The 23,294-nt window shown below is 61.0% G+C and carries 19 protein-coding genes and 1 tRNA gene; 15 read left to right on the forward strand and 5 right to left on the reverse strand.

Features of this window, described 5'->3' with window-relative positions; translation table 11 throughout:
• The first annotated feature begins 15 nt into the window (after positions 1-15).
• Together CS1GBM3_RS11520 and CS1GBM3_RS11525 are read left to right on the forward strand one after the other, a co-directional pair.
• Positions 16-2,784, forward strand: coding sequence for a TonB-dependent receptor (locus CS1GBM3_RS11520; RefSeq protein ID WP_171946484.1), 2,769 nt, complete (start codon positions 16-18; stop codon positions 2,782-2,784).
• The gene (locus CS1GBM3_RS11525; protein ID WP_072395444.1) at positions 2,784-3,959 is read left to right on the forward strand and encodes a cytochrome-c peroxidase; all 1,176 of its coding nucleotides are present in this window, start codon (positions 2,784-2,786) and stop codon (positions 3,957-3,959) included. Before CS1GBM3_RS11520 ends, CS1GBM3_RS11525 begins: the two co-directional genes overlap by 1 nt.
• 50 nt (positions 3,960-4,009) lie before the next feature.
• On the opposite strand, the gene CS1GBM3_RS11530 is transcribed toward CS1GBM3_RS11525, so the two are convergent.
• Entirely contained in the window at positions 4,010-4,438 is a 429-nt protein-coding gene (locus CS1GBM3_RS11530) for a DUF2865 domain-containing protein (protein ID WP_072395445.1), read from the reverse strand.
• 192 nt (positions 4,439-4,630) lie between these two features.
• Positions 4,631-6,418, reverse strand: coding sequence for a L,D-transpeptidase family protein (locus tag CS1GBM3_RS11535; RefSeq protein ID WP_083567492.1), 1,788 nt, complete (start codon positions 6,416-6,418; stop codon positions 4,631-4,633).
• 170 nt (positions 6,419-6,588) lie between these two features.
• On the opposite strand from CS1GBM3_RS11535, the gene CS1GBM3_RS11540 reads away from it, so the two are divergent.
• The 3 genes from CS1GBM3_RS11540 to CS1GBM3_RS11550 all read left to right on the forward strand — a co-directional run bounded on the left by CS1GBM3_RS11540 (position 6,589) and on the right by CS1GBM3_RS11550 (position 9,189).
• Positions 6,589-7,092, forward strand: coding sequence for a thermonuclease family protein (locus CS1GBM3_RS11540; RefSeq protein ID WP_072395446.1), 504 nt, complete (start codon positions 6,589-6,591; stop codon positions 7,090-7,092).
• A 106-nt stretch (positions 7,093-7,198) separates the two neighbouring features.
• Positions 7,199-7,891, forward strand: a complete 693-nt coding sequence (rpe, locus tag CS1GBM3_RS11545; RefSeq protein ID WP_072395447.1) for a ribulose-phosphate 3-epimerase — start codon at positions 7,199-7,201, stop codon at positions 7,889-7,891.
• A 50-nt stretch (positions 7,892-7,941) separates the two neighbouring features.
• Positions 7,942-9,189: an SAM-dependent methyltransferase gene (locus CS1GBM3_RS11550; RefSeq protein ID WP_072395448.1), complete on the forward strand. Its 1,248-nt coding sequence runs from the start codon at positions 7,942-7,944 to the stop codon at positions 9,187-9,189.
• A gap of 3 nt (positions 9,190-9,192) precedes the next feature.
• Here CS1GBM3_RS11550 and CS1GBM3_RS11555 read toward each other — a convergent pair whose 3' ends face one another.
• Positions 9,193-9,705: a DUF2147 domain-containing protein gene (locus CS1GBM3_RS11555; protein ID WP_072395449.1), complete on the reverse strand. Its 513-nt coding sequence runs from the start codon at positions 9,703-9,705 to the stop codon at positions 9,193-9,195.
• Positions 9,706-9,873: 168 nt separating this feature from the next.
• On the opposite strand from CS1GBM3_RS11555, the gene hrpB reads away from it, so the two are divergent.
• On the forward strand, positions 9,874-12,459 hold the full coding sequence (gene hrpB, locus CS1GBM3_RS11560) for an ATP-dependent helicase HrpB (protein WP_072395450.1): 2,586 nt from the start codon (positions 9,874-9,876) through the stop codon (positions 12,457-12,459).
• 28 nt (positions 12,460-12,487) lie between these two features.
• Here hrpB and CS1GBM3_RS11565 read toward each other — a convergent pair whose 3' ends face one another.
• A complete protein-coding gene (locus CS1GBM3_RS11565) occupies positions 12,488-12,757 on the reverse strand; it encodes a hypothetical protein (RefSeq protein ID WP_072395451.1) in 270 nt (89 codons plus the stop codon).
• 295 nt (positions 12,758-13,052) lie between these two features.
• Here CS1GBM3_RS11565 and CS1GBM3_RS19815 point away from each other — a divergent pair, with 295 nt between their 5' ends.
• Positions 13,053-13,229, forward strand: a complete 177-nt coding sequence (locus CS1GBM3_RS19815; RefSeq protein WP_171946485.1) for a hypothetical protein — start codon at positions 13,053-13,055, stop codon at positions 13,227-13,229.
• Between the two features lie 387 nt (positions 13,230-13,616).
• Here the strand turns inward: CS1GBM3_RS19815 and pabB are convergent, their stop codons facing one another.
• A complete protein-coding gene (pabB, locus tag CS1GBM3_RS11575; RefSeq protein ID WP_083567498.1) occupies positions 13,617-15,473 on the reverse strand; it encodes an aminodeoxychorismate synthase component I in 1,857 nt (618 codons plus the stop codon).
• 363 nt (positions 15,474-15,836) lie between these two features.
• Between pabB and CS1GBM3_RS11580 the strand changes: the two genes are divergently transcribed.
• The 8 genes from CS1GBM3_RS11580 to CS1GBM3_RS11620 all read left to right on the forward strand — a co-directional run bounded on the left by CS1GBM3_RS11580 (position 15,837) and on the right by CS1GBM3_RS11620 (position 23,262).
• Positions 15,837-15,913: transfer RNA gene (locus CS1GBM3_RS11580), tRNA-Met, on the forward strand.
• A 204-nt stretch (positions 15,914-16,117) separates the two neighbouring features.
• The gene (locus tag CS1GBM3_RS11585) at positions 16,118-16,618 is read left to right on the forward strand and encodes a helix-turn-helix transcriptional regulator (protein WP_072395453.1); all 501 of its coding nucleotides are present in this window, start codon (positions 16,118-16,120) and stop codon (positions 16,616-16,618) included.
• A 198-nt stretch (positions 16,619-16,816) separates the two neighbouring features.
• Positions 16,817-17,371, forward strand: a complete 555-nt coding sequence (locus tag CS1GBM3_RS11590) for a hypothetical protein (protein WP_072395454.1) — start codon at positions 16,817-16,819, stop codon at positions 17,369-17,371.
• 125 nt (positions 17,372-17,496) lie between these two features.
• Positions 17,497-18,990, forward strand: coding sequence for a hypothetical protein (locus CS1GBM3_RS19560; RefSeq protein WP_139247891.1), 1,494 nt, complete (start codon positions 17,497-17,499; stop codon positions 18,988-18,990).
• Between the two features lie 404 nt (positions 18,991-19,394).
• Positions 19,395-19,679, forward strand: coding sequence for a helix-turn-helix transcriptional regulator (locus CS1GBM3_RS11605; RefSeq protein ID WP_072395460.1), 285 nt, complete (start codon positions 19,395-19,397; stop codon positions 19,677-19,679).
• A gap of 85 nt (positions 19,680-19,764) precedes the next feature.
• Entirely contained in the window at positions 19,765-22,221 is a 2,457-nt protein-coding gene (locus tag CS1GBM3_RS11610) for a DUF5906 domain-containing protein (protein WP_139247892.1), read from the forward strand.
• A 292-nt stretch (positions 22,222-22,513) separates the two neighbouring features.
• Complete coding sequence (locus CS1GBM3_RS11615; protein ID WP_139247893.1) at positions 22,514-22,879, forward strand: hypothetical protein; 366 nt, start codon at positions 22,514-22,516, stop codon at positions 22,877-22,879.
• An 80-nt stretch (positions 22,880-22,959) separates the two neighbouring features.
• Positions 22,960-23,262: an H-NS histone family protein gene (locus CS1GBM3_RS11620; protein WP_072395463.1), complete on the forward strand. Its 303-nt coding sequence runs from the start codon at positions 22,960-22,962 to the stop codon at positions 23,260-23,262.
• The last annotated feature ends 32 nt before the right edge of the window (positions 23,263-23,294 follow it).

Genomic DNA, 23,294 nt, shown 5'->3' on the forward strand with positions numbered 1-23,294 from the left:
GCAATGGGTATTTGCGTGCTTTTTTCCGCGGCGGGGGCCGCCCAAGCACAAGAGACACAAGCGACAAGCGACAAGACGATCGAGCAGACAGCCGCCGAGCCCGCTGACGCAACGGCGCTTCCCAAAGTGGTCGTGACGTCACCGAAAGAAAAGAAGAAGGCGAGCGTTAAGAAGGTCACCGGCAAAGGCACGGGCTCCGGCACATCGGAAGGCGGCACCACCGGCGAAGCCGCAGCACAAGACAGTGGGGGCATCGGCGGCGGCCAGAACGCAAACACAACGACAGATGCCGTAACCCTCGGAGGCCCGGCGATCTCCGACACGGGTACGACAGTTTTCACATATGAAGGCGTGCGCATCCGCACGGACGGAAGCGGCGACGCCAACAGCTTCATGCGCAATCTGCCGAACGTGCAGTACCAGAACGACACCGATGACAACCCCGGCATCACGGCCGCGAAGACGATCGACACGAAGCCCCAGTTGCTGTCGATCAACGGCGGCAGAACCTACGAGAACAACTTCATTCTCAACGGCGTCTCGATCAACAACATTACCGGACCTGTCGAGCTCAGCGATCCTGAGCTCGGAGATGGCGAGCTGACGCCGAACCAGTATGCCGTGTTCGGGCTTCACCCGCAGCAGGTGTTCGTCCCGACCGACTTCATTGGGCAGGCGACGATCATCGACAGCAACGCATCGGCGGAATACGGAGAGTTCCAGGGCGGTGTCGTTATTTACGATCTGCAAAAACCGCCGACCGACGGCCTCCACGGATCTGTCAGCTACGAACGGCAGACGGATGCAATGGTCAATTACCTCTTGGCCACGCCGTCGAAAACAAACCCGCTTAATCGTAAACCACCCGAGTTCGAGAAGAACAAGCTCGCGGCCTCCGTCGGAGCACCCATCACGATCGATTTGTCTTTTATCGCGCAAGTCAGCCAACAGACCGCCGAGACGCGGAAGCAGAAGGCCTATTACATCAGCGACGACTGGGTCGACGAGGACTCGGACAACAAGTTTTTCCGCCTCGCGGCCACGCTGCGCACCGATATCGGCAAGTTCACGCTCGACTCGTCATTCACCGATTACACGCAGCACTGGGAGAACATCTACGGCCGCGATCTTTACATCGACACCGAAAGCCAGGGCTCGACCACGAAGCTCGAATACGAAGGTAGGTTCCCGGGCATCGCCGTGGACAGCATCGGACTGGGGAACGTGAACCTCAAGAGCCGCGCCTACTACAACAAGAGCGAAACCAAGAACCTGTCCGGCGGCGACACGACGTACATGTGGTACAACCAGCGCCTGACGAACTACAATCCCGATACCGGCTGGACGGAGAACTATGACACCACGCTTCACGACGACTGGTGCCGCGGCGTCGATCCCGCAACAGCTCCGTCGGACGCGGGCGGAGTCCTGAGCTGCCGCGAAGGCGGTTACGGCAACAAGCTGCAGGGCCAGGAAGACCTCGGCATTCAGGCGCACGTTACGGGCGACGTCTTTCTCGGTAATTTCAAAGTTGGAGCCGAGGCCAAGAACATCGAGGGACGCCGCGCGCGTTTCGAAGACTATTACTTCGTGGCGGTCAGTAGACTGGCGACCGACGCCAACCCTGTCGGTGGATCTTTCAATTGCGGCGACGATCGCTTTTGCACACCGGAACAGTACGCAAGCTCCGTCTCGATCTTCGAGGAATACGACGTCACCGCAAGCGTCAACGCCTTCCACACCTACGCGGAAATCGACCAGACATGGGAATGGTTCAACATCCGCGCAGGCGTTCGCCTCGACTATGAAGATTATTTCGAGAACCTCAATCTCGCCCCGCGCGTAGCCGGCACAATCACGCCGTTCCATGGCCTGAGCTTTACCGCCGGCTTCAATCGCTATTACCTGGGCGAAACGCTTTATTTCGCCATTCGCGACAAGCAGCCTCGCGGATACACCGTGACGCGCAACCACAATACCGCAACCGGCGTACCCAACGAATTTGTGGAACCAGGCGCGCCCTATACCTTGAGCTACAGGGATTCGGATCTCGACACGCCCTATAACGACGAGTACACCGGCGCGGTAAACATCAAGGATCCGCTTTTCGGCGGCCACCTTCGCTTGCGATACCTTGAGCGTTACGGAGAGGACCGCTTTGCTCGCGAGAACTGCTCCGTCTCCGGCGTCGACCCGCAATGCTACCGCCTGACCAACGACGGCGAGAGCTTCTACAGATCGGCGACAGCCGAATACACGAAGCATTGGTTCAATCTGAACAACTCGTTCCACCTCAACGCTGCCGCGCTCACCGGGACAGTGACCTGGTCGGAACAGAATACGTCGCGGAACACCTTCCACGACGACTACGACGGCGATATCTACATTCTCTACAAAGGCAAATCGTACACCCCGTTGACGTTCAACGAGGTAACCGGAAACCTCGACATCCCCATCCGCGTCGGCGCAACACTGTCCACGAACTGGTTCGACGATCTGTTGTTGCTTGGCTTTAGCGCCGGGTACAATTTTGGCTACGACGGCGTCTACGACACCGGTATAAACAAGCTGTTTAACGGCGTGACGCACGACGTGTGGGATGACACGTCGTTCGATCCGGCGTTCAAGCTGGACATGTTCGGGCAGATCAACGTCACCGAATATGCTTCCATCGATTTCTCGGTGAACAACGTGACCAACTCCCCTGGCAACGCCATCACGACCTCGAACATCCCCTGGGTTCGCGGCCGCAGCTACTGGGTCGGCTCGACCGTGCGGTTCTGATGACCAACGCCGACGACACCACGACACCCCACATCACAACCTGGACGGCGAGCGCGATGGCGCTCGCCGTCCTCTGCGTCGTGATCGCTACTGTCCTCACGCTCCGCCCCGAGCACCGCGTGCCGCTCGACGCTCGCTTCCCTGCCGCGCCCCAAGCCGCGGACCTCGCCGCGCTCCGCCAGGCTTACGCCGGCCCGCCGAGCGCCTGGCCGCGCCCGCGCCTGCTGCCTCGCGCCCGCTTCACCGAGATGGCCCCGCTCGCCCTCCACGCACCACCCGAAGGCGAGGCGCGCAAGCTCGCCCGCCTCGGCGCGGGCCTGTTCGAGGATCCGCTGCTCTCAGCCTCCGGCCACGTCTCCTGTCAGAGCTGCCACAACCGCCGCCTCGGTTGGGGAGACGCACTGCCCACGTCGTTCGGCCACGCGCGCGCCAAGGGCAAACGCAACGCCCAGAGCCTGTTCACCGTCGGATACAAATCGCAGTTCTTCTGGGACGGTCGATCAACCTCGCTTGAGCAACAGGCGTTGGCCCCGCTCACGGACGACCGCGAGATGGCCAACCACGACATCACCGCGCTTCTCGAACGTCTCAATGCCACGGAGCGCTATCGTGCAGCCTTCTCCGCCATCACGCAGGATCCGGAAATCTATCTCACCGATGTCACCGGCGCCCTCGCAGCGTTTCAACGCACGCTCGAGCGGCCAACGCGTTTCGATCGCTTTATGCAAGGTAACGCCAACGCTCTGAGCGACACTCAAATCTGGGGCCTGCACCTTTTCCGCACCAAGGCAGGCTGTGCCAACTGCCATTCCGGCCCGACGCTCAGCGACGGCGGCTTCCACAACATCGGTCTCAGCTTCTTCAATCGTAAGCTCGAGGACCTCGGCCGCCACGGCGTAACAGGAGATCCCGCCGACGCCGGCCGTTTCCTGACGCCTTCGCTGCGCCATGTCTCGCGCACGGCACCCTATATGCACAACGGCATATTCCCCTCGCTCGCCGGGCTGATCCGCTTCTACGAGGCGGGCGGAGGACGCGTGCGCATGGAGCAACAACTCCCACCCGAGCGGCACGCACTGCGTGAGGCTGCCGCCCGAAAATCTCCGCAGCTTGAGCCATTCGAGCTGACACCCGCTGAGCGCGCCGCCCTCCTCGCCTACCTCGAAGCGCTCTGAGCACGCCCCTCAGAGCGCGCCGCCTGTATCCGTACCCGGAACTGTGCCGCTCAATCCGGGCCATGACCGAGCGTAGAGCTGGTGACCATCATTTGCGATCCGTCACAGGTGCACGACGAGCTGACCTCACGACGATAGGCGAAAGCGGTTGGTAGCGCCGTGTAGGGAAGCCCCGAAAGATCCATCAGCGGCGCGGCCTTGCGGCCAACGACAGCGTTGACGAAAAGGCGTGCCTCCGACGAGCAGCTCGCCCGGCACTTGTCATCGTCTGCCTGCAGCCGGCCGCGCGTCGTGAGATAGTTCATCGGATAATAGAAGCCGTCGCACAGCCGCACGCACCAGGTTCTAAAGCGAACAGCCTTGCTCGGCCGCGCCGCCACGATCTCGCTCGGCGCCTCTTCGGCAACATCGCCCAACGCCTCATCGTGACGTACCGTCGTGACGGACTCCGCATGTGGATTGAGCAACCGCAGACGCACGGGTGGTTTTCTCTTACTCGGAGCGGACCGATTGATCTCCCGAGCATCCTCACGCTCGTGAGCCGTTTCGGCGCGCCCTCCCGCAAACATGGCGAGCCCGAGGACTGCAATCGGACCAAGCGCCAGGCAGGCCCTGGGTCCAAAACCGGATATCGCGCTTCTCAATTGGTAAGAGATCATCACAGCCACCACTCAAAATCCGAAGGCGCGACGAATGACATCGTTCGCACTGGAGCCAGAAGAGCGGCGCGGACGCTGAGCCGAGCTGCCGCCCAACAAACCCATGGGGGCACTCCACCCAGAGGATGCCGTCGCAGTTTTCCTGCGCGAGCTTGATCGCTTTGGTTGGGACCTTTTCACCTCGGCCATGTCGACCGGAGCCAGGTGGTTCTTCCCCTTGTCGATTTCCGACCAACGACCTTCGAGCGCCAGCTTGATACGCCTTTCGTGGCCGTAGATGTCGCGCACGGTGCGCAGCGTACCGTCATCATCGACCCACGCGGTAAAGTACGCAATGTGCACGGGCACGGTGTCGTCGAGGGTAATTGCGTTATCCAACGGACCGTCGGCGGCCAGATCTTTAACGTGCTGCTCGCTCCAGCCCTTGTCGTCGTTGAGAAGCAGCTTTGCGAACTTGAGCGGATTTCTGACTCGGATGCACCCGTGACTGAAAGTGCGCACCGACGAGTTGAACAGATGTCGCTTCGGCGTGTCGTGCAGATAGACGGCATGCTGGTTTGGAAAAAGAAACTTCACCTGGCCCAGAGCGTTGTAATCGCCGGACGACTGGTAGACATCATAGTTTCGGATGTCGGCCTTGCTCCAGTTGACACGCCGGGACGAGATCTCCTTGCCGTTGCGAGACAGCACGAACCCGCGGCTCTCGAGCGATCGCCCCCTCAGAAGAGACGGCAAAAACTCTTTGACCTTGATGGATTCCGGCACATACCAGCGGGGATGCAGAACGACCGTCTGCATTCTGTGAGAGAAGATCGGCGTTTGTGTCGCCGTCTTGCCGACGACCACCCGCTCGCTGAAGGCGACCGCGCCATCTCTGATCAGCTCGACTTTGAATTCGGGAATGTTGACCAGAACATGGGACGCGCCGAGATCGGCGGGCATCCAGCGCCACTGCTCCATGTTGGCGCGCAAGGTCGCGAGCTTCGAGGTATCCGTAGTGTTCAAGGCGCGGCGCGTGCGATAGCCCACGATGCCATCGACACCCCGCGCACCATGCTCGCGCTGAAAGCGTCTCACGGCCGCATCCAGCTCGTCGTCGAAAAGCGTGGTGGTCGAAGCAAGACCCAGCCGCTTTTTCAGAACCGCGACCTCGGGATCATCCATGCCCTTGCGCAGGTTGGGCCCTCTTATCGCAATGGCCGTATCCCGAATGCGTTGTGCATCGCTCACGATGGTGAGATAGGCCGCGCGCAGTCTCGCAAACTGCTCATGTTGCGGGTGATAGGAGAGCAGAGTGGCAACAGGTTCATGGCTGGTCCCGAACTCGCGCAGAACCGTGAGCGGATCGGGCAGGTTTGGCCGGCGATCGAGATAGGAACTCAGCTGCTCTGACGGCTGGGTTATACGGCCGCCCCGCGCCGCCTCGACGTAATCCAGGATCGTGAAGGACAGCCGAATCTCCGCTTCCGCGAGGCTTGCATCGCTGATGTCCCGAGGAGGCGCCACGGTGTAGCTCCCAGCCGAAAGCCCCCACGTGTCGGCTTTGGCCATCTCTTCGATCACAGACTGAGCTTCGGATTTGAAACCCGTCTCGTCGACCCACAACGGGCTATAGCCGCGCTCCTCGTAGAACGCCTGCACGGCGGTCTGGCGAGGCGTCGGTGGCCAGTCGAGAGCACGGCCCGCATTGGACGCGATGGCGCTGGCTAATGGGGTAAGCTCATCATCTGCGTGAGCGGGCGAAGCGAAGAATCCGACCAGCACAACAAAACTGATCGGACGTTTCAGCACTTTCATCATGGCGTGTGCTCCCGAACTCGCTGGGTACGGGGGGCACAAAAACACGGTTCGAAACGAAGTCTTGAGTTAAGGGGCAATAAAGATAATCGCGAGGTAAAATTCGCGGACCAATTTTCTAGTATAAACTCCTTATACTAGAAATGAGACATATCACGTCGCGGACGAACAGCATGCGAGCGATCCTCCTCCTCGTGGCCAGCGGCTTGGTCTTGCTCGCGCTCACGGCCATAAACGAGTGGGTCATCGGCCCCATCTTCGAGATCGCAGGCCCAGCGAAAATACTGGACGGCGACACGCTGCTGATCGCAGGCGAGAAGCTTCGCTTGACGGGCATCGATGCACCCGAGGGGGACCAGATCTGCAAACGCGACGGACGCGATTGGCCCTGCGGGCGTGACGCCACGCGGACACTCAGAAGATATCTGGGCAACGAGACCGTCCATTGCCGCTCGCGGGCCCGGGACAACTTCGGTCGCTCGGTCGTAACCTGCACGAAGAAAGACGGCACCGACATCAACGCCTGGATGGTGAAAGAAGGCTGGGCCGTCACGGATGGCTTCACCGCGCCCTACGCGAGCGAGCAAAGCGAGGCCAAGGCCGGCAAACGCGGCATTTGGTCGGGAACCTTCGACAATCCAGCCGACTGGCGCCGCCTGCACGCTCAGCCGAAATAGGCCGACATCGGCAAGCTCCCCAGGTCTTATCCCTTGTGCCCTTGCCCGCCCGCGGCGCGCCGTGTAGGGCAGAGGCTCGAAACCCTGAACGGGAGGCGGAACCCCGATGCCCCGGCCGCTTATCATCGCGCCCTCGATCCTGTCCGCGGACTTCTCGAAGCTCGGCGAGGAGGTTGCTGCCGTCGACGCCGCAGGCGCCGACTGGATCCACCTCGACGTGATGGACGGCCATTTCGTACCCAACATCACCTTCGGCCCGCCCGTCATCAGTGCCATCCGGGCAAGCTCGAAGAAGACCTTCGACTGCCATCTGATGATCGCTCCGGCCGATCCCTATATCGAAGCCTTCGCCAAGGCCGGCGCCGAGATCATCACCGTCCACGCCGAAGCAGGCCCACACCTCGACCGCTCGCTGCAGGCCATCCGCGCTGTCGGCTGCCGCGCCGGCGTCTCGCTCAATCCCGGAACGCACGAGAGCGCGCTCCAGCATGTCCTCGACCGCGTCGACCTTGTCCTGCTGATGACAGTGAACCCCGGCTTCGGCGGCCAGGCCTTCATCCCGGCCCAACTCGACAAGATCCGCGCCGTGCGCGCCATGATCGGCGAGCGCGACATCGACCTCGAGGTGGATGGCGGCGTCACGCCCGAGACGGCGCCGCTTGTCGTCGCCGCCGGCGCCAACGTGCTGGTCGCGGGCTCGGCTGTCTTCAAGGGCGGCACGAAAGAAAGCTACGCCTCTAACATCAAGGCCATTCGCTCCACCGCCGAACAGGCCCGCACGGCAAGATCCGCGGCCTGAGACGTTCATCCGCTTCCCTTTATTCGCTCGATCGCCAATAGCGAGGTCATATGTTTCCGCTCTCGCACATGCTGAAATCGTTCGTCCGCCTTGGCACGCTGAAGGTAATCGACGCCGAAGGCCGCGTGCACATCTTTGGCGGCCGTGCACCGGGCCCTGAGGTGACGATGCGCCTCACCGACCCGACGCTCTATCGCTCGCTGTTCTTCAACCCGGAGCTGGCAGCAGGCGAAGCCTACATGGACGGCCGCATGAGCTTCGAGAACTCGACGCTGCGCGACTTCCTGACTCTCTTCTCCGTCAACCGTCTCTCGCTCGGCTCATATCCGCTGCAGAAAGTACTGCGCACCGTTTCGCGCGGGCTGAAGCGCTTCCAGCAGGCCAACCCCATCGGCAAGGCGCAGAAGAACGTCGCCCACCACTACGACATCGGCAACGACTTCTACCGCCTGTTCCTCGATCGCGGCATGCAGTACTCCTGCGCCTACTTCCTCTCCGACAGCGACACCTTGGAGGAAGCCCAGCAGAACAAGCTGCGCCTGATCGCCTCCAAGCTGGACCTGAAGCCCGGTCAGAAGGTGCTCGACATCGGCTCCGGCTGGGGCGACATGCTGCTCTTCCTGGCGCGCCTTGCGGACATCAAAGCCGTCGGCGTCACGCTCTCCAAGGAGCAGTGCAAGCTTGCCAACGAAAAAGCGAAAGAGCTCGGCGTCGCCGACCGAGTCCGCTTCGAGCTGCGCGATTATCGGGACCTCACCGAGCGCTTCGACCGCATCGTGTCGGTCGGCATGTTCGAGCACGTTGGCGTGCATCATTACGGCGAGTTCTTCACCAAGGTGAACGATCTCCTCACCGACGACGGCGTGATGCTGCTCCACTCCATCGGCCACATGAGCCCGCCCGGCACCGCAAGCCCGTGGCTGCGCAAGTACATTTTCCCGGGCGCCTATTCGCCCGCGCTTTCGGAGGTATTCACGGCCGTCGAGCAGAACAGCCTTTGGGTCACCGATCTGGAATTCCTGCGCGTCCACTACGCTAAGACGCTGGCGCACTGGGATCAGCGCTTCCAGGCGAACCGCGCGCGCGTCGCGGAGATGTATGACGAGCGTTTCTGCCGGATGTGGGAATTCTACCTGATCAGTGCCGAAATGATGTTCCGCACCGGCAGCCAGCTCGTCTTCCACATGCAGCTTGCCAAGAAGCGGGACGCAGTGCCGCTCGCGCGCGACTACATCACCGACACCCAGCGCGCCTATCGCGAGCTTGAAGCCACGCGCGGCATCGGCCCTCCGGGCTGACGATCACTCAGCCGGTCTTGGAGGCGCGGGCGGCACGCCATCGCGCTCACAGTGGTAGGCTGGCTTCGCCACTTTGCTCCACACCTCCGACGACCCGAACAGCGGCAGGAAGACGTAGCCCCTGACCTCCATCTGCGTCGGGCTGATCGGCGTAGCATAGCCCTTGAAGCCCATGCCGAGGTCCGGAACGTAGACGTCGCCGCCGCCCCACGTCCCATCCGGCTGCTTCGTGAACCCTTCGATGACCCGAAGCCCGCAGACCTCCCGGTTCTGCAGCGACGTGTCCGGATTGCGGTAGTCCTTGAGCGGCTTGCGATCTGGGCCGTAGGGCAGCCTCAGCCACACGACCTTGGCGCACATCGCGTCGCCGCAATTCTTGACCTCGAGCACGACCTCGCCGTGGGAATCCATCCAGTAGCCGTCGAGCTCCGTCGCACCGGCGGAGAAGACGCCCATGACGGCGAAAAGCACCGCACCTGCGGCGCGCGACAAAAACGTGGCTGCAAAGCGAGGCATCAATCTGCTCCCCCAGCACATTGGATTGGCTGACCACTGTTACAGCACGCGGCGGACCGAGCTTGCTCGCACTCGTCCGGAACCCGTATCGTCCAGCGCCGCCGTGTTGTAAAGGCGGCGCGTCGAGAACCTTCTTCTTCACGTCGGCGCCGTGCTAAGCCCGCCACGATGACAGGCGCCACGCCCCCCAATTCCTTACGGCGATTCGCGGAGCCGCTGCCGATCGACGATGCGCTTGCGCCGTTGGCGGAAGCGCTCGCGCGCGGGCCGGCCGCCGTGCTCGTCGCGCCTCCGGGCGCCGGCAAGACGACGCGTGTGCCGCTCGCCCTCCTCGACGCGCCGTGGCTCGCGGGCCGAAAAATCCTGCTGCTCGAGCCCCGCCGCCTTGCCGCCCGCGGCGCAGCCCGGCGCATGGCAGCAACCCTCGGCGAGGAGGTCGGCGAGACGGTCGGCCTGCGTGCGCGCCTCGAAACGCGCGTCTCCAAGAAGACGCGCATCGAGGTGCTAACCGAAGGCGTCTTCACGCGCATGATCCTCGACGATCCGACGCTTGAGGGCATCGGCGCCGTCCTGTTCGACGAGTACCATGAACGTTCGCTCGACGCCGACTTCGGCCTCGCGCTCGCCATCGACACCCAGCGCAGCCTGCGCGAAGACCTGCGCCTCCTCGTCATGTCCGCGACACTCGCCGGAGACAAAGTCGCCGGCCTCTTGGGCGACGCACCATTGATCGCAAGCGAGGGTCGCAGCTTTCCGGTCGATACGCGTTACCTCGGCAAAAATCCGTCCGAGCGCCTTGAGGACCGCGTGGCGAGTGCCATCGTGCGCGCGCTGCGCGCAGAGCCGGGCTCAATCCTGGCGTTCCTGCCCGGCCAGGGCGAGATCCGCCGCACGGAGGAACGCCTGCGCGAGCGCATTGATGCCAGGGACGCCATCATCGCCCCGCTCTATGGCGCGCTCGACCGTCGCGAGCAGGACACCGCCATCGCACCCGCGCCACCTGGCCAGCGCAAGGTCGTCCTCGCGACCTCCATCGCCGAAACCTCGCTCACCATCGAAGGCGTGCGCGTCGTCATCGATTGCGGCGTCGCCCGCATCCCGCGGTTCGACCCGGACGTCGGCGTGACACGGCTCGCAACCGTACGCGTCCCTCGTGCTTCCGCCGATCAGCGCCGCGGCCGCGCCGGCCGCACCGAGCCCGGCGTCTGCTATCGACTCTGGGACGAGGCCGAAACGGTGAGCCTTCCCGCCTTCGGAGACCCCGAAATCCGCACCGCCGACCTTGCGCCGCTTATGCTCGATTGTGCCGAATGGGGTGTCACAGACCCGCGCACGCTGGCGTGGCTCGACCCGCCGGCCCCTGCCGCCCTTGATGCCGCTTGCGAGGAACTGCAGGCGCTCGGCGCGCTCGACGCGGACGGACGCATCACGGAAGCCGGCCGGCGCCTGCGCGCGCTTCCGCTGCCGCCCCGCCTTGCCGCCATGCTGATCGGCGCCGCGCACCTTGGCGCCGAGGAGGAAGCAGCGGAAATTGCGGCGGTTCTCGTCGAGCGCGGGCTTGGCGGCAACGACACAGCCCTCGACCACCGCCTCGACACCTTCCGTCGCGATCGCTCCCGCCGCGCCACCGAAATGCGCCGCCTGGCCCAAGGCTGGGCCAAGACGGCACGTGCCTCGTCCCCTCCCCATCGTGGGGAGGGGGCAGGGGTGGGGGGATTCCCGACGGCAAGCTTGCGGGAATCCCGCCCTCCCGGCCTCCCCCACCAGGGGGGAGGAGAACAGCCGCCATCAACTGCCGCCCTGCTCGCCCTCGCCTATCCGGAGCGCATGGCCAAGGCGCGAGGTCCGCGCGGCCAATACCTGCTCGCCAACGGCCGCGGCGCAAACCTTGATCCCGCCGATCCTCTGGCTCGCGCGCCCTATCTCGTCGTCGCGGAAATGCAAGGCGCGGCCGGCGCGACACGCATCCTGCTCGCCGCCGAGACGGACGAAGCGGAAACGCTGCGTATCGCCGGAGACCGCGTCAGGACCACCGACGAAATCACCTTTGATCAGGAAAGCCGAGGTGTCCGGGCACGGCGTGTGCGCCGTCTCGGCGCGATAACCCTTTCGAGCGAGCCTCGCCCAGCCGACGCAACGCCGGAAACCGCGGCCATCCTTGCCTCCGGTCTCGCCACGCTCGGTGCGGACAAGCTTCCCTGGAGCAAGGCTCAGCTCCAGCTTCGCGACCGCGTCGGCTTCCTACGCGCCGCGGGCGAAGCGGATTGGCCGGACCTCTCCGATGCCGCGCTCACCACAACGCTGCCCGATTGGCTCGGACCCTACCTCGCCGGAAAAACACGCCTTGCCGATGTCATCGCCGAGGATCTTGGTCACGCGCTCGACGCACTGATTCCCTGGGCCTTGCGTCGCCGTCTCGACGAGGAAGCTCCGACGCATTTCGAGGCCCCGACTGGCAACCGGCACGCCATCGACTACGAAGGCGCCGGCGCGCCAGCGCTGCACATCCGCGTGCAGGAGCTGTTCGGCCTCACGACGCACCCGACGATCGCGGACGGCCGCCTGCCACTGACGCTGCATCTGCTGTCGCCAGCCCAGCGCCCGATCCAGATCACGCGCGACCTGCCGGGATTTTGGCAAGGATCCTGGGCAGCCGTTAAGGCGGAGATGAAAGGCCGCTACCCGCGGCACCCCTGGCCGGATGACCCAGCCAACGCCATGCCGACGGCACGCGCTAAACCCCGCGGAACCTAGGCACGCGAGCCAAAGAAAAGTGAAAAGCTTATCTGCCGGCGGCCGCGCGGCGCTGCTGGACCTCGGAAGCGGACACGTGGCCCTCTTCGATCAACGCGTCGACGCAGCGGGGGCTCAGCTTGGCGCCGGCCTTGCGCATGCACGCGCGCACCTCCGGCGTGCCGAGCCGATAAAGGTGGCAATTGTCCATATAGTCGTTAGCGCAGAGTTTCCTGACCTTGGGTCCGTAGGCCGCCGCACTAGCGGGCACGAGAAGCCAAGCGGCAAGGGCGATGGCAATCGGGCTCACACGTAGCATTGCAGTCTCCTTGACTTCGGCCGGCCCGCCCCAGTCCACAGGTAACTGCCGGAAACGAGACAAACCTCTACAGGGCGCGCCCGCCCCCATCCAACACTTCTACGAAACCATGGATAACGTGGTGATTCCACGAGGCAAAACAGCGCTGGTTCCAAATAGTTCCGTCAGCAGTCCGGCACAGGCTCTGCAAGTGTGGCCCTCAAGCCCGTGCCAGGGCTGCAGCCGGCTGCTATAAGCCCTATGCATCGAGCGAGTCGCCGCTCACTAAGGCCTAGCCACGAGGGGGTAATCGACCATGGTCCTGAAGGCACCTGGCATCCTGACCTACATGCTGTCAGTCATCCTAACGGTGCTCGCACTGGTCACATATTTCTTCGGGGCATCAATTCCTTACATTACGGGTCAAGAATTCTGGGTGCTCGTGATCGCTCAGATCGTGCTCGTCTTCGGCTGCATCATGCGAGGGCTTTGAGCGGCAAGCCGCACCCCGACGGGCGCTGATCGGACGTACGCTGCAGCGCGAAAATGACTTCGATCAAGGTTACGACCGAACGCTGTGCCGATCTGTCGCGCGGCGTTGAGCACTCTGGCGAGACGGCGTCCGCGTCCGCAGATTGGCACCCATGATGAGGATCCTGCGCAAGTTCCAGTCCAGCCCCTTTGCTGAGCGCGCTCGCCGTTCTGCGCGAGGGATTGCGCTCGCCACGGTGCTGACGTTGGCCGCTGTGGTGTTTGTGATTTCCGCGATCCAGAACGCCGGACCTGAGACGGCCTCGATAACCGGTCCGACCGATATTCCCCAAAGCCGATCCAACTGAGCAGCTTTTGCGTTCGGCAGCACGAAGCGATCTTAAACAGACTAATCGCCGCTCACGCCGATCAACTCTGCCCTGACCAACCCACGCACGGAATTACCCACATAGATCGCATCGGCTGCGACAAGGTCGTCGCCCGTCAGCACAGCTTCGTGCACCCTGCCGGCTGCGAGAAGTGAAGTGCGCAACACGCCGGGCAGTAGCCCGCTCGACAGTGGCGGCGTCAGCAACTTGCCGTCCCACTCGACAAACACGTTGGTCCGGCTTCCCTCCGCCAGCTCGCCTCGCTCGTTGAGATAGAGCACCTCGTCCACCTTGAGCGTCTCTGCGTAGTGCTGCCACTCGCGATCGTAGAGCTCGCGCCGCGTCGTCTTATGGAACAGGAAAGCGTTCGTGCTGTCGACCCGCGTATCAGAGACGACAACGCGCATGATCGCATCCGGTGCTTGCGGAGGCTGTTCAGTGGCCGTGACGGTCAGCGTCCCGTCTTCGGCCAGCAAAAGGCGTACGCGCAGCCGCTCTCCCTCACGGCCCGCAACCGCGCCCTTGAGTGCCACCCGCACCTTCTGCTCATCGTAGGCGTACTCGAAATAGGCAGCCGACGCGGCGAGCCGGTTGAGATGCCCTTCGAGCAGCCAGAACCCTGGCCCCGGCTCATGGAGCAGCGTCTCGATCAACTCGAACGTCTTCGGCGGATCGGTGAGGAACTTCATCTTGAGCAGACACTCGGCGTATTCCTTGGCGCCGACGGAATCGTAGACGACGCCCGAGCCGATCCCCATTTCGCCCTGCCCGCCGCGGAAAATTACCGGCGTGCGAATAGCGACGTTGAACAGCGCTCCGCCCTCAGGCGTGATGTGCCCGATGGCGCCACAGTAGACCCCGCGCGGCTCGGTTTCGTAATCGCGGATCAGCTCCATGGCCCGGATCTTCGGCGCCCCGATCACCGATCCCGGTGGGAAGATCGCGCGGATGAGATCGGCAAGCCCGACACCATCCTTCAACGTCGCGCGCACGCCGGACGTCATCTGGTGCAGTGTCCGGAACGTCTCGACCGTGAAAAGGTCGGTCACCTCAACGCTGCCCATTTCTGCAATGCGCCCGAGATCGTTGCGCATGAGGTCGACGATCATCAGGTTCTCGGCCCGCTGCTTGATGTCGGTCGCCAGCACGCGCCTCTGATCGGCATCAGCCTCGGGCGTGCCGGCCCGCGGCGCCGTGCCCTTCATCGGCCGCGTCGAAACCACCTGCCCGTGCTTCTCAATGAACAGCTCCGGGCTCGCCGACAGCACGGTCACCTCGCCCGTGTCGACGATCCCGGCGTAAGCCACGCGCTGGCGCTGGCGCATGTCGCGGTAGAAGGTCAGCGGCGAGCCCTCGAGCCGGAAGCGCGCCTTGAACGTCAGATTGAGCTGATAGATATCGCCGGCCCGGATTTTGTCCTGCACGGCCGAGAACCGCGCTTCATATTCAGCCTGGTCCCAGGCGCACGTCACCGACGTGAACTGGTAGGAGCCGCTGCGAGTGTGCGTCGCAAGCCAGTGATCGACCTCGCGCTCGCTCATCTCGCGCGGCGCTTTGTAGAGCCCGAACCACAGAAGCGGTACGCTGCGGCCTTCCGGAAGCAGGCTGCGGATCTTGGGCTCGAACACATAGCCGAGCTCATAGGCGAAATAGCCGGCCGCATAGAGCCCCGATGCCGTCGCCGCTTCGAGGCGCGCCAGCGCCGCCGGCACGTCCTCGGGCGCCGCCGCCGAGACGATCTCCACCGGCTCGGTGAACAAGAGCGTCGGCGCGCCCCGCCCGCTGCTGTTGTCGAGCAGGACGAACGTTTCGTCGAGCCCGGCGCCCGTGCGCGTTTCCTGCGTTCGGTCGGCGCGTTTCGGGTCTGCTGCAGTCATGCGTGCGAGGTCTCGTCTCAGTGCCAGGCGCTCGTTTACCGGAACGAGCTTATACGACGTTTACGGGCGGATGGCCGCGACGGAGCACGAGAAAATCAGCCTGTCGCACCTTGAAAGGGTGAGTAATCCACCGCGGCGGCAAGGCCAAGTCCGAGTGGGGTTCACAAAGTCGAAAATCGTGCTATAGACCCTGCCGAGCCGCCCCGGGAGGCGGCCTTCGAACGGGCCAGTCCGCGATCAAACGGACACAGGCCTGATCAAGCCCCTAGCCCTGATCAAACCAAGACCAGATGCGGTGGCCGGATCGTTCGAACGACGCGACAGGGCTCCTTTGGGGTTCATGGCGGGTCGACATGTCGGTATCGCGGGATGGAGCAGCCCGGTAGCTCGTCAGGCTCATAACCTGAAGGTCGTAGGTTCAAATCCTACTCCCGCAACCAACCCTTTAATCAATAAAATCAAGCGTTTACGAGTTGTTGGCTAGACAGCGCGCACCGCTGCATTTTGCTCGCTGTGGTAATGCCGTGGCAATCAAAGTCCACGACCCCTGCCAACCAAGCTTGTGTGCACACGGCGCGTGCTCGTTGCGTTGGGTCGGCAAATCAATGACCGTCGTCGTGTTGTAGCCCGCACCAGGCAATGCGATGACCAAGACAGACGACACCACTAGCGCCGACGACATAGCGACCGTTACGCTTAGTATGGAGAAGGTGCGCAAGGACGTGCACCGTCCGGTTATCCACGTGCTGATGAGCGATGGCCGCGTGACCGAGTTCCGCGAGCGCGCTTTTGCTATGACGGAAGTCCCGCACCCCGATCAGCAACCAAATGACGGCCGCATCTACGCAGTGTTCGTTGACAGCAACGGCACACCATACGTGAACGATGAAGGCCAAGTGCCGATGGTCGCCGTGCCAGTCGTTCACTTGGGAGCGGTCCACGACCCAGAAGAACCGCTCTCGTGGAAGCAGGTTGCCGAGCGCGCTGGCGTCTCCCTGTCCACGGTCAAGCGAGCGGTAGACGCTGGCGACATTCCCAGGCCATTGCCCGTGCCGGGGATGGAACGAGCCGTGCGTTTCAAGGCGGACGACGTACACGCGTGGCTCAAGGGGGAGATTGCTCGGACGAAGAAGCGTCGCCGCTAGCTCACGCGATCACCATGGACGCAGTTGCTGCATTTCGAAACAGCGCGCCGCCTGACCGGGTACACCCCCTCGCGTAAATCACGGCAGGCACCCCCGGGGGTCCAAACTCGCAGATGAGACTCTATGGATGATTAGGAGCGCGCGCCAGAAGTCTCGATTTCGCAGGGTGATTAATACCAACGTGCCTCGGAGAGCCAAATGTCCCTTTCCCCTCAACGTTTGCGAGAGTGGCAGTTTCACAACCAGTTCCGTGCAGATCAGAGAGAAAAGCGGCTCGTGGAGTGGGCTGAGGTAGACCGGGCGGCATTCTCACGGTCAGCGGCGTCCGGACAAGGGAACGTAAGAGCCGCGCTGACTATCATCGATAATTATCCCGCCTCGGTAAAAGTCGCTGCTGGTAGGGTACACAGTCTTCTCAAAAGGCTGGTCCAGGCAGCAGCAGATGGTGCAAACGACGTGAACCTCATTGCCTTCAAGCGCGCCGTCGATGCGGAGCTAGGCCCAGACGTTTTCGCGCGAATGGAGGAATACAAGCGCACAGAGGATCTGGCGGACTATTGCGTCAACGCTGGTCACTATATGCGCGACGCGCGTGCTTGCGCTCAACGCGGCGGCTTCCACGAGGTGAAGGAAGAGCTGCTGAGATTAGAGGCAGAGCTTCGAGCGATTTCCAAGAAACTGCGGAAGGCGCAGAAAAAGATAATCCTGGCCCCTTCTGTCGCAATTGAGACAGAAACATTAGATGTTTCATAGGGCTGCAAATCAGACTATAAGTGAGCCATTAGCAATTGGAGAACAATGGCTCTTCACCAGATTTCTATTCCGACCACGATCATAGTACCGCATCGTGAGATCGAGACCTCTAGTTCAAAGGTGGGATGAGCGCAGATGCGCTTATCGGCGATGTCCCGAGTAAGAGAGATCAGTTAGACGATCCCGCCGAGCGCCACCGCTGTTTCGTTGAACATTTCGAAAAGTATCCCGAGCCAAGTGGTTACGTCGAGATACCGTCATGGCATCTTAAACCGGGCTGGCCCGACGTTGAACGCGGCTTGAAAGAGATCGCGAACCATTCTGATCGTCGCCCTTGGTCTGCGTATGACCAGCTTGTGCTTGAACGCGCACGGGACTTCGATCTACTTCGCTTTCTCTCACCTACAGCCACCGCCGATATACTTGGACCTGCATCGGATGAGTTGCCTGATTGGTGGGAGCTTGAACCCGATAGCGAAAGGCTGGAGGCTTTCCGCGCCGAGCTAGTCGCACAGGGCGTCGATGCTGTGTTCGCGAAGTGGAAGGGTTACGTAACAAAGAAAGCCAACGCTCTCGCTGACGCGGACGATGCTGCGAACAAAGCGCTGGCTGCGAGTAGAGCACGGCTTTTATATTCCTACCAGCGGGCCGTACTGAAGACCACCGGATCTGATGACCTATTTTGCCTAGACCGCCGAAGTACGCACGTTCGAATTGCAGTCTCTTGGTCCACATCCTCGCGCCAGCTGCAACGCCGTGTCCCAGGCGAATTTACCCTGCGTCTCAGAGCCGCCGAGGACAGGCGATTTCGAGAATGGCTTGCGGCCAATCCTGTAGTGAAAGTTGAGTTCTCGGAGTTGGACCGCGCCACTCTGCGTGAGGCAAAGAATGCGCAGCGGTCTGACCTGCCTATTTGGAAGCCTAAGACAGAGAGACAAACAAATCGCGAGCGCGAGCCTTATCGAAAGAAACGCTCTGGCGATCCGGGCTACAATCCCAAGGCAGGTTATCGCGCGGGCGACGTGGCAGAGTTGAACTTTCGAGGCGTACCAGGGATGAGACGTGAACCCCTTATGTCCTTGGAAGATGAGAGGGCTCTATGCACGTGGCAGCTAGCCAACGGCGTAGGCACCACCGCTGCTGTCACGCCTATTGAAGAGCTCTTTGCTGAAGCACAGGCCATCGGTTTCTACGTCGGCGGTGAAAAGCCCGGCAGCAAGGGGCTGTTCGCAGCAATTGAAGAAGAATGGAACGAAGCGCGCGAAGAAAAAGCGAGCGGGTGTCGCAAACACGGACACGAGAAGTGGTGGCGCGGATCTGCGATGCACTTGCTCATGTGTCGTCGAGCGAGCAGCCCGAGAGAAGCGGTGATCAGGTCAGTCATGCAAGCGCGAGGACGGCTAAGAGACAGGCGGCGAACACATCCGCTGAAGAACATGCCGCTCTTTTGGCCACTCGACGACGTGTTTGAAAAGGGGCTGACACTTAGGGAGGTCGCAGAGTTGCGTTGGCCTGAAGACCGAAAAGACAATGCGCTGGTAAAGACAGTAAGAAGCTTTAGGGCGGCGCTGAGGGATCTAAAGGCTGCGAATACAACCTCCTGCACGGACAGGAAATAGCTGAAATAGAAAATGATCTTAGTTTCCAGCTAGTTGCGTGAGACAGGACGAGTACATCGAATTAATTACCTCTGTTTTTGGCCACCTATTTATTAGAGGCCCTTAAAGCGACCCAAGCCGCTTTAGGGGCCTTTGCATTTGCAACCAAAGGAGATGAAACGTGCTCTCAGAACGAGCAATCAACAATCCTCACGCGACCATTGCCGAAACGCTCGCGGACGTTCAGCTCATGTCGTCACGCGAAGTGGAGCGGGCAATCGGGCTCAAGGCTCTCACGCTTTTCGATATGGCCGGTCGCGGTGAGTTTCCACGGCCCATCGTCGTCCTCCGCGACAAGGCTGGACGACCGAGGAAACGCGTATGGCGCGCAACCGAAGTTCGCGAGTGGATTGAGGCCAGAGCCAATGAGCGATGACCGCAAGCCACCGAAAGAAGTCATAACAATCAACGAGGTCTCCGAGATCCTGGGACCGCCACGCCGCAGCATCTGGGACGCGATGCGCAAGAAGCCCGACTTTCCCAAGGCCTTTAAAGTAGGGCGTAGCTGGTTCTTCGTTCGTGCCGAGGTCATCGCGTACCGCGAGAAACTGCAAGCCGAGTTTGCGGCGAAGCACAAACTGCAGACGGCGGAGCGCAACGCAGCACAAATTATGCGAAGCGTCTCGCGATCGAAGAAGCCAGATAAATAATCACGCGGCACGACCTTGTTAGCCACGCGGACCACGCTATCCATGATTGGCCAGTTCGCGGCGGCACGAGCGATCCTCAGTCAGTTTGAGTAACACATCTAGAAACCAGAAACAGCCGCAGAGCGGAGAAGAAACTATTACCACGAAACGTACTGCCACCGCCGGCAGCGTCAAAAATGAGCCGGCGATTGCAAGAGCAGAAAAATTTCTGCGTAAGCTCGATCCTAACACGAAACACTTTGAGTGGCGCGCAATCCACCCAAACGGACAGCGAGAAACCCGCAATCTCAGCGGGACTCTCGATAATTTGCGCGATGAGCTGGTTCGGCACAACAAGGAAGGCTACGGCATCTTCGTTACCGTCAACGAAACCTCGAAGGGTCGCCGGAAGAAGGAAGATGTCACCCGCGTTCGCGCAGTGTGGGCCGATTGGGATCACGGCAGACCAAACGGCAAACTTCCGCTGAAGCCGTCAATGGTCGTCAACACCAGCCCTGGAAAGTATCAGGCGTACTGGTTAGTTGCCGCGGAAGGCGACGACGACTACGAAGAACCGCTCGCATTCGACGAATTCGACCGAATAATGAGGTGCATCGTCTCGGACTGGGGCGGTGACAAGGGGGCGAAGGATCTTGCTCGCGTTCTTCGCGTTCCTGGCTTCTACCACACAAAGGGTACGCCCTATCAGGTCCGGTTTGCATCTGGGGGCGACGAGGAAGCTGATATCTACACAGCCTCGGAACTAATCGAAGCCTTTAAACCGCACGACCGGCCAAAGACGCCGATTAGCTCGAAATCAAACAGCACGGCACCGAAAGCCATCAAAGCTTTTAGCCGTATGCAATCGGAACCATTCGTTCCTGACAAGGCGCGCGAGCTGCTAGATTTTATCCGAGAACACGATACCAACTGCGATGGTCACGACACTTGGCGCATGATCATTTTCGGCCTGCAACATTGGTCGCACGGAAGCGATGACGGCCGCGACATCGCACACGAGTATTCCAAACACTCTGACGTGTATGACGCTGATGAAATCGACGGGATGTGGGAGCGACCGAACCCCGCAACTCCTGTCACGCTCGGCTCGATCATTGCTCATGCGCAGCAATTCGGATGGAAGGGTTTCACGCCCAAGCAACTCGACGAGGTGGCGACAGATGGTGATGGCCTTTCAGCAGTTCGCTGGGGCACGATGGAAAACCGCAGATGGAGCGATGACGCCGAACGTCAAGGAATGCTCTCGCGTATGAATAGGGAGCACAGCGTTGTCCCCATTGGCTCATCAGTGAGGTACACGCGCAACGTCACCGATGAGCAAGGTCGTCAAGACATCATGTTCATGCGGTCAGAAGACATGGCCGCGCTATACCAGGGTGTCGTGCTCTCTGGGAAAGGGAAACAAGTCGTCACGGCATTCGACGAGTGGAAGACGTGGCGCTCGCGCAAGCAGTATGCAGGAGTGGGGTTCTATCCGCAGGGGATCGGGCCACACAGCAAATCCACCCCGGTTCCAAAGGATTACCTGAACCTCTGGACCGGATGGCCAGTAGAGCCAAAGCAAGGCCACTGGTCGCTGTTCCGGAAGCACCTGCGAAAAGTTGTCTGCAAAGGCAATGAAGACCATTTCCGATGGCTCATGGACTGGATGGCTCACCTTGTCCAGCGTCCAGGGGAGAAGCCGGGTAGTGCGGTCGTGCTCAAGTCAAAAGGCAAGGGCACTGGCAAGAGCATGGTGGGTCGGTTCATCTCCCACATGTTTGGCGTCCACGCGATGGAAATTTCCGACGAACAACACCTCACGGGCCGGTTTAACGCCCACATGAAGCGGCTCAAGTTCGTCGTGATCTCCGAAGCTTTATGGGCTGGCGATAACAAAGCGAAAAGCAAACTCAAGACGCTCATTACCGACAAGACGTTGGCCGTTGAAGGAAAGGGCGTCGATCTCGTCACCATCCAGAATTACTTGGCGCTCCTGTTCACGAGCAACGAAAATTGGGCGGTGCCCGCTGAAACAGACGAGCGCCGCTACTTCGTATTGGATTTCGAGTCCGATCAAGCCAAGAAGGCTGAGTACTTCGATCCCATCTTTGAGCAGATGGAAGGTAACGATTTCGCTGGCGTGAGAGCGATGATGCACGATCTCCAAAACCGCTTGATCACGTCGGACCTTCGGAACCCGCCTGATACTGATGGGCTCAAGGAACAGCGGGAACACGGTTTGACGGGTTGCGAGAAGTTCATGTTGTCAACAGCTCGCGAGGGATGCGTTCCATTGCCCGAGCAAAGAGCGTTCAGAACTGAAAACGGCACGCTAGGCAAGGAACACAAGAGACTGCACGCTGAGAGCGTTCGTGAAGCGATAAAAGAGTTCTGTAATCCCTATGAGGCACGCAATCTCCACACAGTAGCGAGCAAGGAACTAGAGCGCTTTGGCGTTCAATACGTCCGCGCCGATAACAAGCGCGCGTATTTGTTTCCGCCACTCGCAAAGCTTCGAGACAACGTGCGAAGAGCGCTCAACGTCAATATCGACGGATAATGCCAACCCCTGCCGGCCCTCTGCCAGGGAGGGTGGCAGTCAAGTAATCCTTATTTTTCGGGCACAACTTGGTCTTCTGCCAACCCTGCCAACCCTAAATAGATATAAGGGTATATATATAGAGGCCGCTCCGCCTACGTGTGGTCATACGCACGCATAGGACGGAGAAGTGAAATAGGGTTGACAGGTTGGCAGGGTTGGCAGAAACGATGCAACATACGGAAAAATAGGGGGAAACTGACTGCCAACCCCACGGCTCAGGGTTGGCAAAATGCCAGGGTTCCGCTTCAAAATGCAGGATTTCACCCTAAAAACCTACCGCGCTACGGATTTCACACCTGAAAGTTTCGTGTTCACCGTCGAAACCGTAGCTCGCGCACTTCCTGATCTCGAAACTGCAACCATCAAAGCGTGGCAACGTGCGCAACCGCAGTCGCTCAAGATGAAGGCGCGCGTGGTCGTCACTGGCTTGCACATCTGGCGAAAGTGGCAGTCGGCCGACGCATCGTACCTCGACTATGCCGCTCATCATGTATGGGCGCACAAGACGGTTCGCGTGACTGATCAAGGGGCGTATGCTGAGCTGCGAAGGTTCCTTGCTTGTCCGGATGTGGCGTTGCGGCTTCGTCCGTACAGTCGGCAGTGGGCGCCGCTTTAGTGAAACCGAAACTGAATTGTTGACTGCAATTCGCGAGTTCGGTACGGCCACTTCGCAAACGGCGCAATGGAGTAGAGTAAATGGCAACGGTCGCCCTGGGACGAATGAGTCTTAAGGAACGTCGCAGTCTTCGCGAACGCGTTGACGACGAAATTGCCGAGCGTGAGCGTGTCGAGCGCGCTGAGCTAAAAGCCAAGCTGTCCGATATGGCGTCCAAAGCCGGTTTCAGTGTCAATGAGCTTTTCGGGCGGGGCGGTCGGCGTTCTCAGTCTACAGTCCAGTACCGCAACCCGGATGATCCATCACAGACGTGGACCGGCCGTGGAAGGCGTCCCAACTGGATCATCGAAGCTGGTGGCAACGTAGAGCGCTTCCGCATTTGATCCGGCCTTAGCCAACATCACGTCAACTTTTG

Source organism: Hyphomicrobium sp. CS1GBMeth3 (assembly GCF_900117455.1).
Classification (GTDB): domain Bacteria; phylum Pseudomonadota; class Alphaproteobacteria; order Rhizobiales; family Hyphomicrobiaceae; genus Hyphomicrobium_C.

What these genes read in the sequence shown, in the direction of transcription:
- CS1GBM3_RS11590 (WP_072395454.1), top strand. Translation starts at nt 16,817, where the DNA reads ATGTCCCTTTCCCCTCAACGTTTGCGAGAGTGGCAGTTTCACAACCAG.
- CS1GBM3_RS11550 (WP_072395448.1), top strand. Translation starts at nt 7,942, where the DNA reads ATGTTTCCGCTCTCGCACATGCTGAAATCGTTCGTCCGCCTTGGCACG.
- hrpB (WP_072395450.1), top strand. Translation starts at nt 9,874, where the DNA reads ATGACAGGCGCCACGCCCCCCAATTCCTTACGGCGATTCGCGGAGCCG.
- CS1GBM3_RS11565 (WP_072395451.1), bottom strand. Translation starts at nt 12,757, where the DNA reads ATGCTACGTGTGAGCCCGATTGCCATCGCCCTTGCCGCTTGGCTTCTC.
- CS1GBM3_RS19560 (WP_139247891.1), top strand. Translation starts at nt 17,497, where the DNA reads ATGAGCGCAGATGCGCTTATCGGCGATGTCCCGAGTAAGAGAGATCAG.
- CS1GBM3_RS11525 (WP_072395444.1), top strand. Translation starts at nt 2,784, where the DNA reads ATGACCAACGCCGACGACACCACGACACCCCACATCACAACCTGGACG.
- pabB (WP_083567498.1), bottom strand. Translation starts at nt 15,473, where the DNA reads ATGACTGCAGCAGACCCGAAACGCGCCGACCGAACGCAGGAAACGCGC.
- CS1GBM3_RS19815 (WP_171946485.1), top strand. Translation starts at nt 13,053, where the DNA reads ATGGTCCTGAAGGCACCTGGCATCCTGACCTACATGCTGTCAGTCATC.
- CS1GBM3_RS11535 (WP_083567492.1), bottom strand. Translation starts at nt 6,418, where the DNA reads ATGATGAAAGTGCTGAAACGTCCGATCAGTTTTGTTGTGCTGGTCGGA.
- CS1GBM3_RS11605 (WP_072395460.1), top strand. Translation starts at nt 19,395, where the DNA reads ATGAGCGATGACCGCAAGCCACCGAAAGAAGTCATAACAATCAACGAG.
- rpe (WP_072395447.1), top strand. Translation starts at nt 7,199, where the DNA reads ATGCCCCGGCCGCTTATCATCGCGCCCTCGATCCTGTCCGCGGACTTC.
- CS1GBM3_RS11620 (WP_072395463.1), top strand. Translation starts at nt 22,960, where the DNA reads ATGGCAACGGTCGCCCTGGGACGAATGAGTCTTAAGGAACGTCGCAGT.
- CS1GBM3_RS11615 (WP_139247893.1), top strand. Translation starts at nt 22,514, where the DNA reads ATGCAGGATTTCACCCTAAAAACCTACCGCGCTACGGATTTCACACCT.
- CS1GBM3_RS11555 (WP_072395449.1), bottom strand. Translation starts at nt 9,705, where the DNA reads ATGCCTCGCTTTGCAGCCACGTTTTTGTCGCGCGCCGCAGGTGCGGTG.
- CS1GBM3_RS11585 (WP_072395453.1), top strand. Translation starts at nt 16,118, where the DNA reads ATGACCAAGACAGACGACACCACTAGCGCCGACGACATAGCGACCGTT.
- CS1GBM3_RS11540 (WP_072395446.1), top strand. Translation starts at nt 6,589, where the DNA reads ATGCGAGCGATCCTCCTCCTCGTGGCCAGCGGCTTGGTCTTGCTCGCG.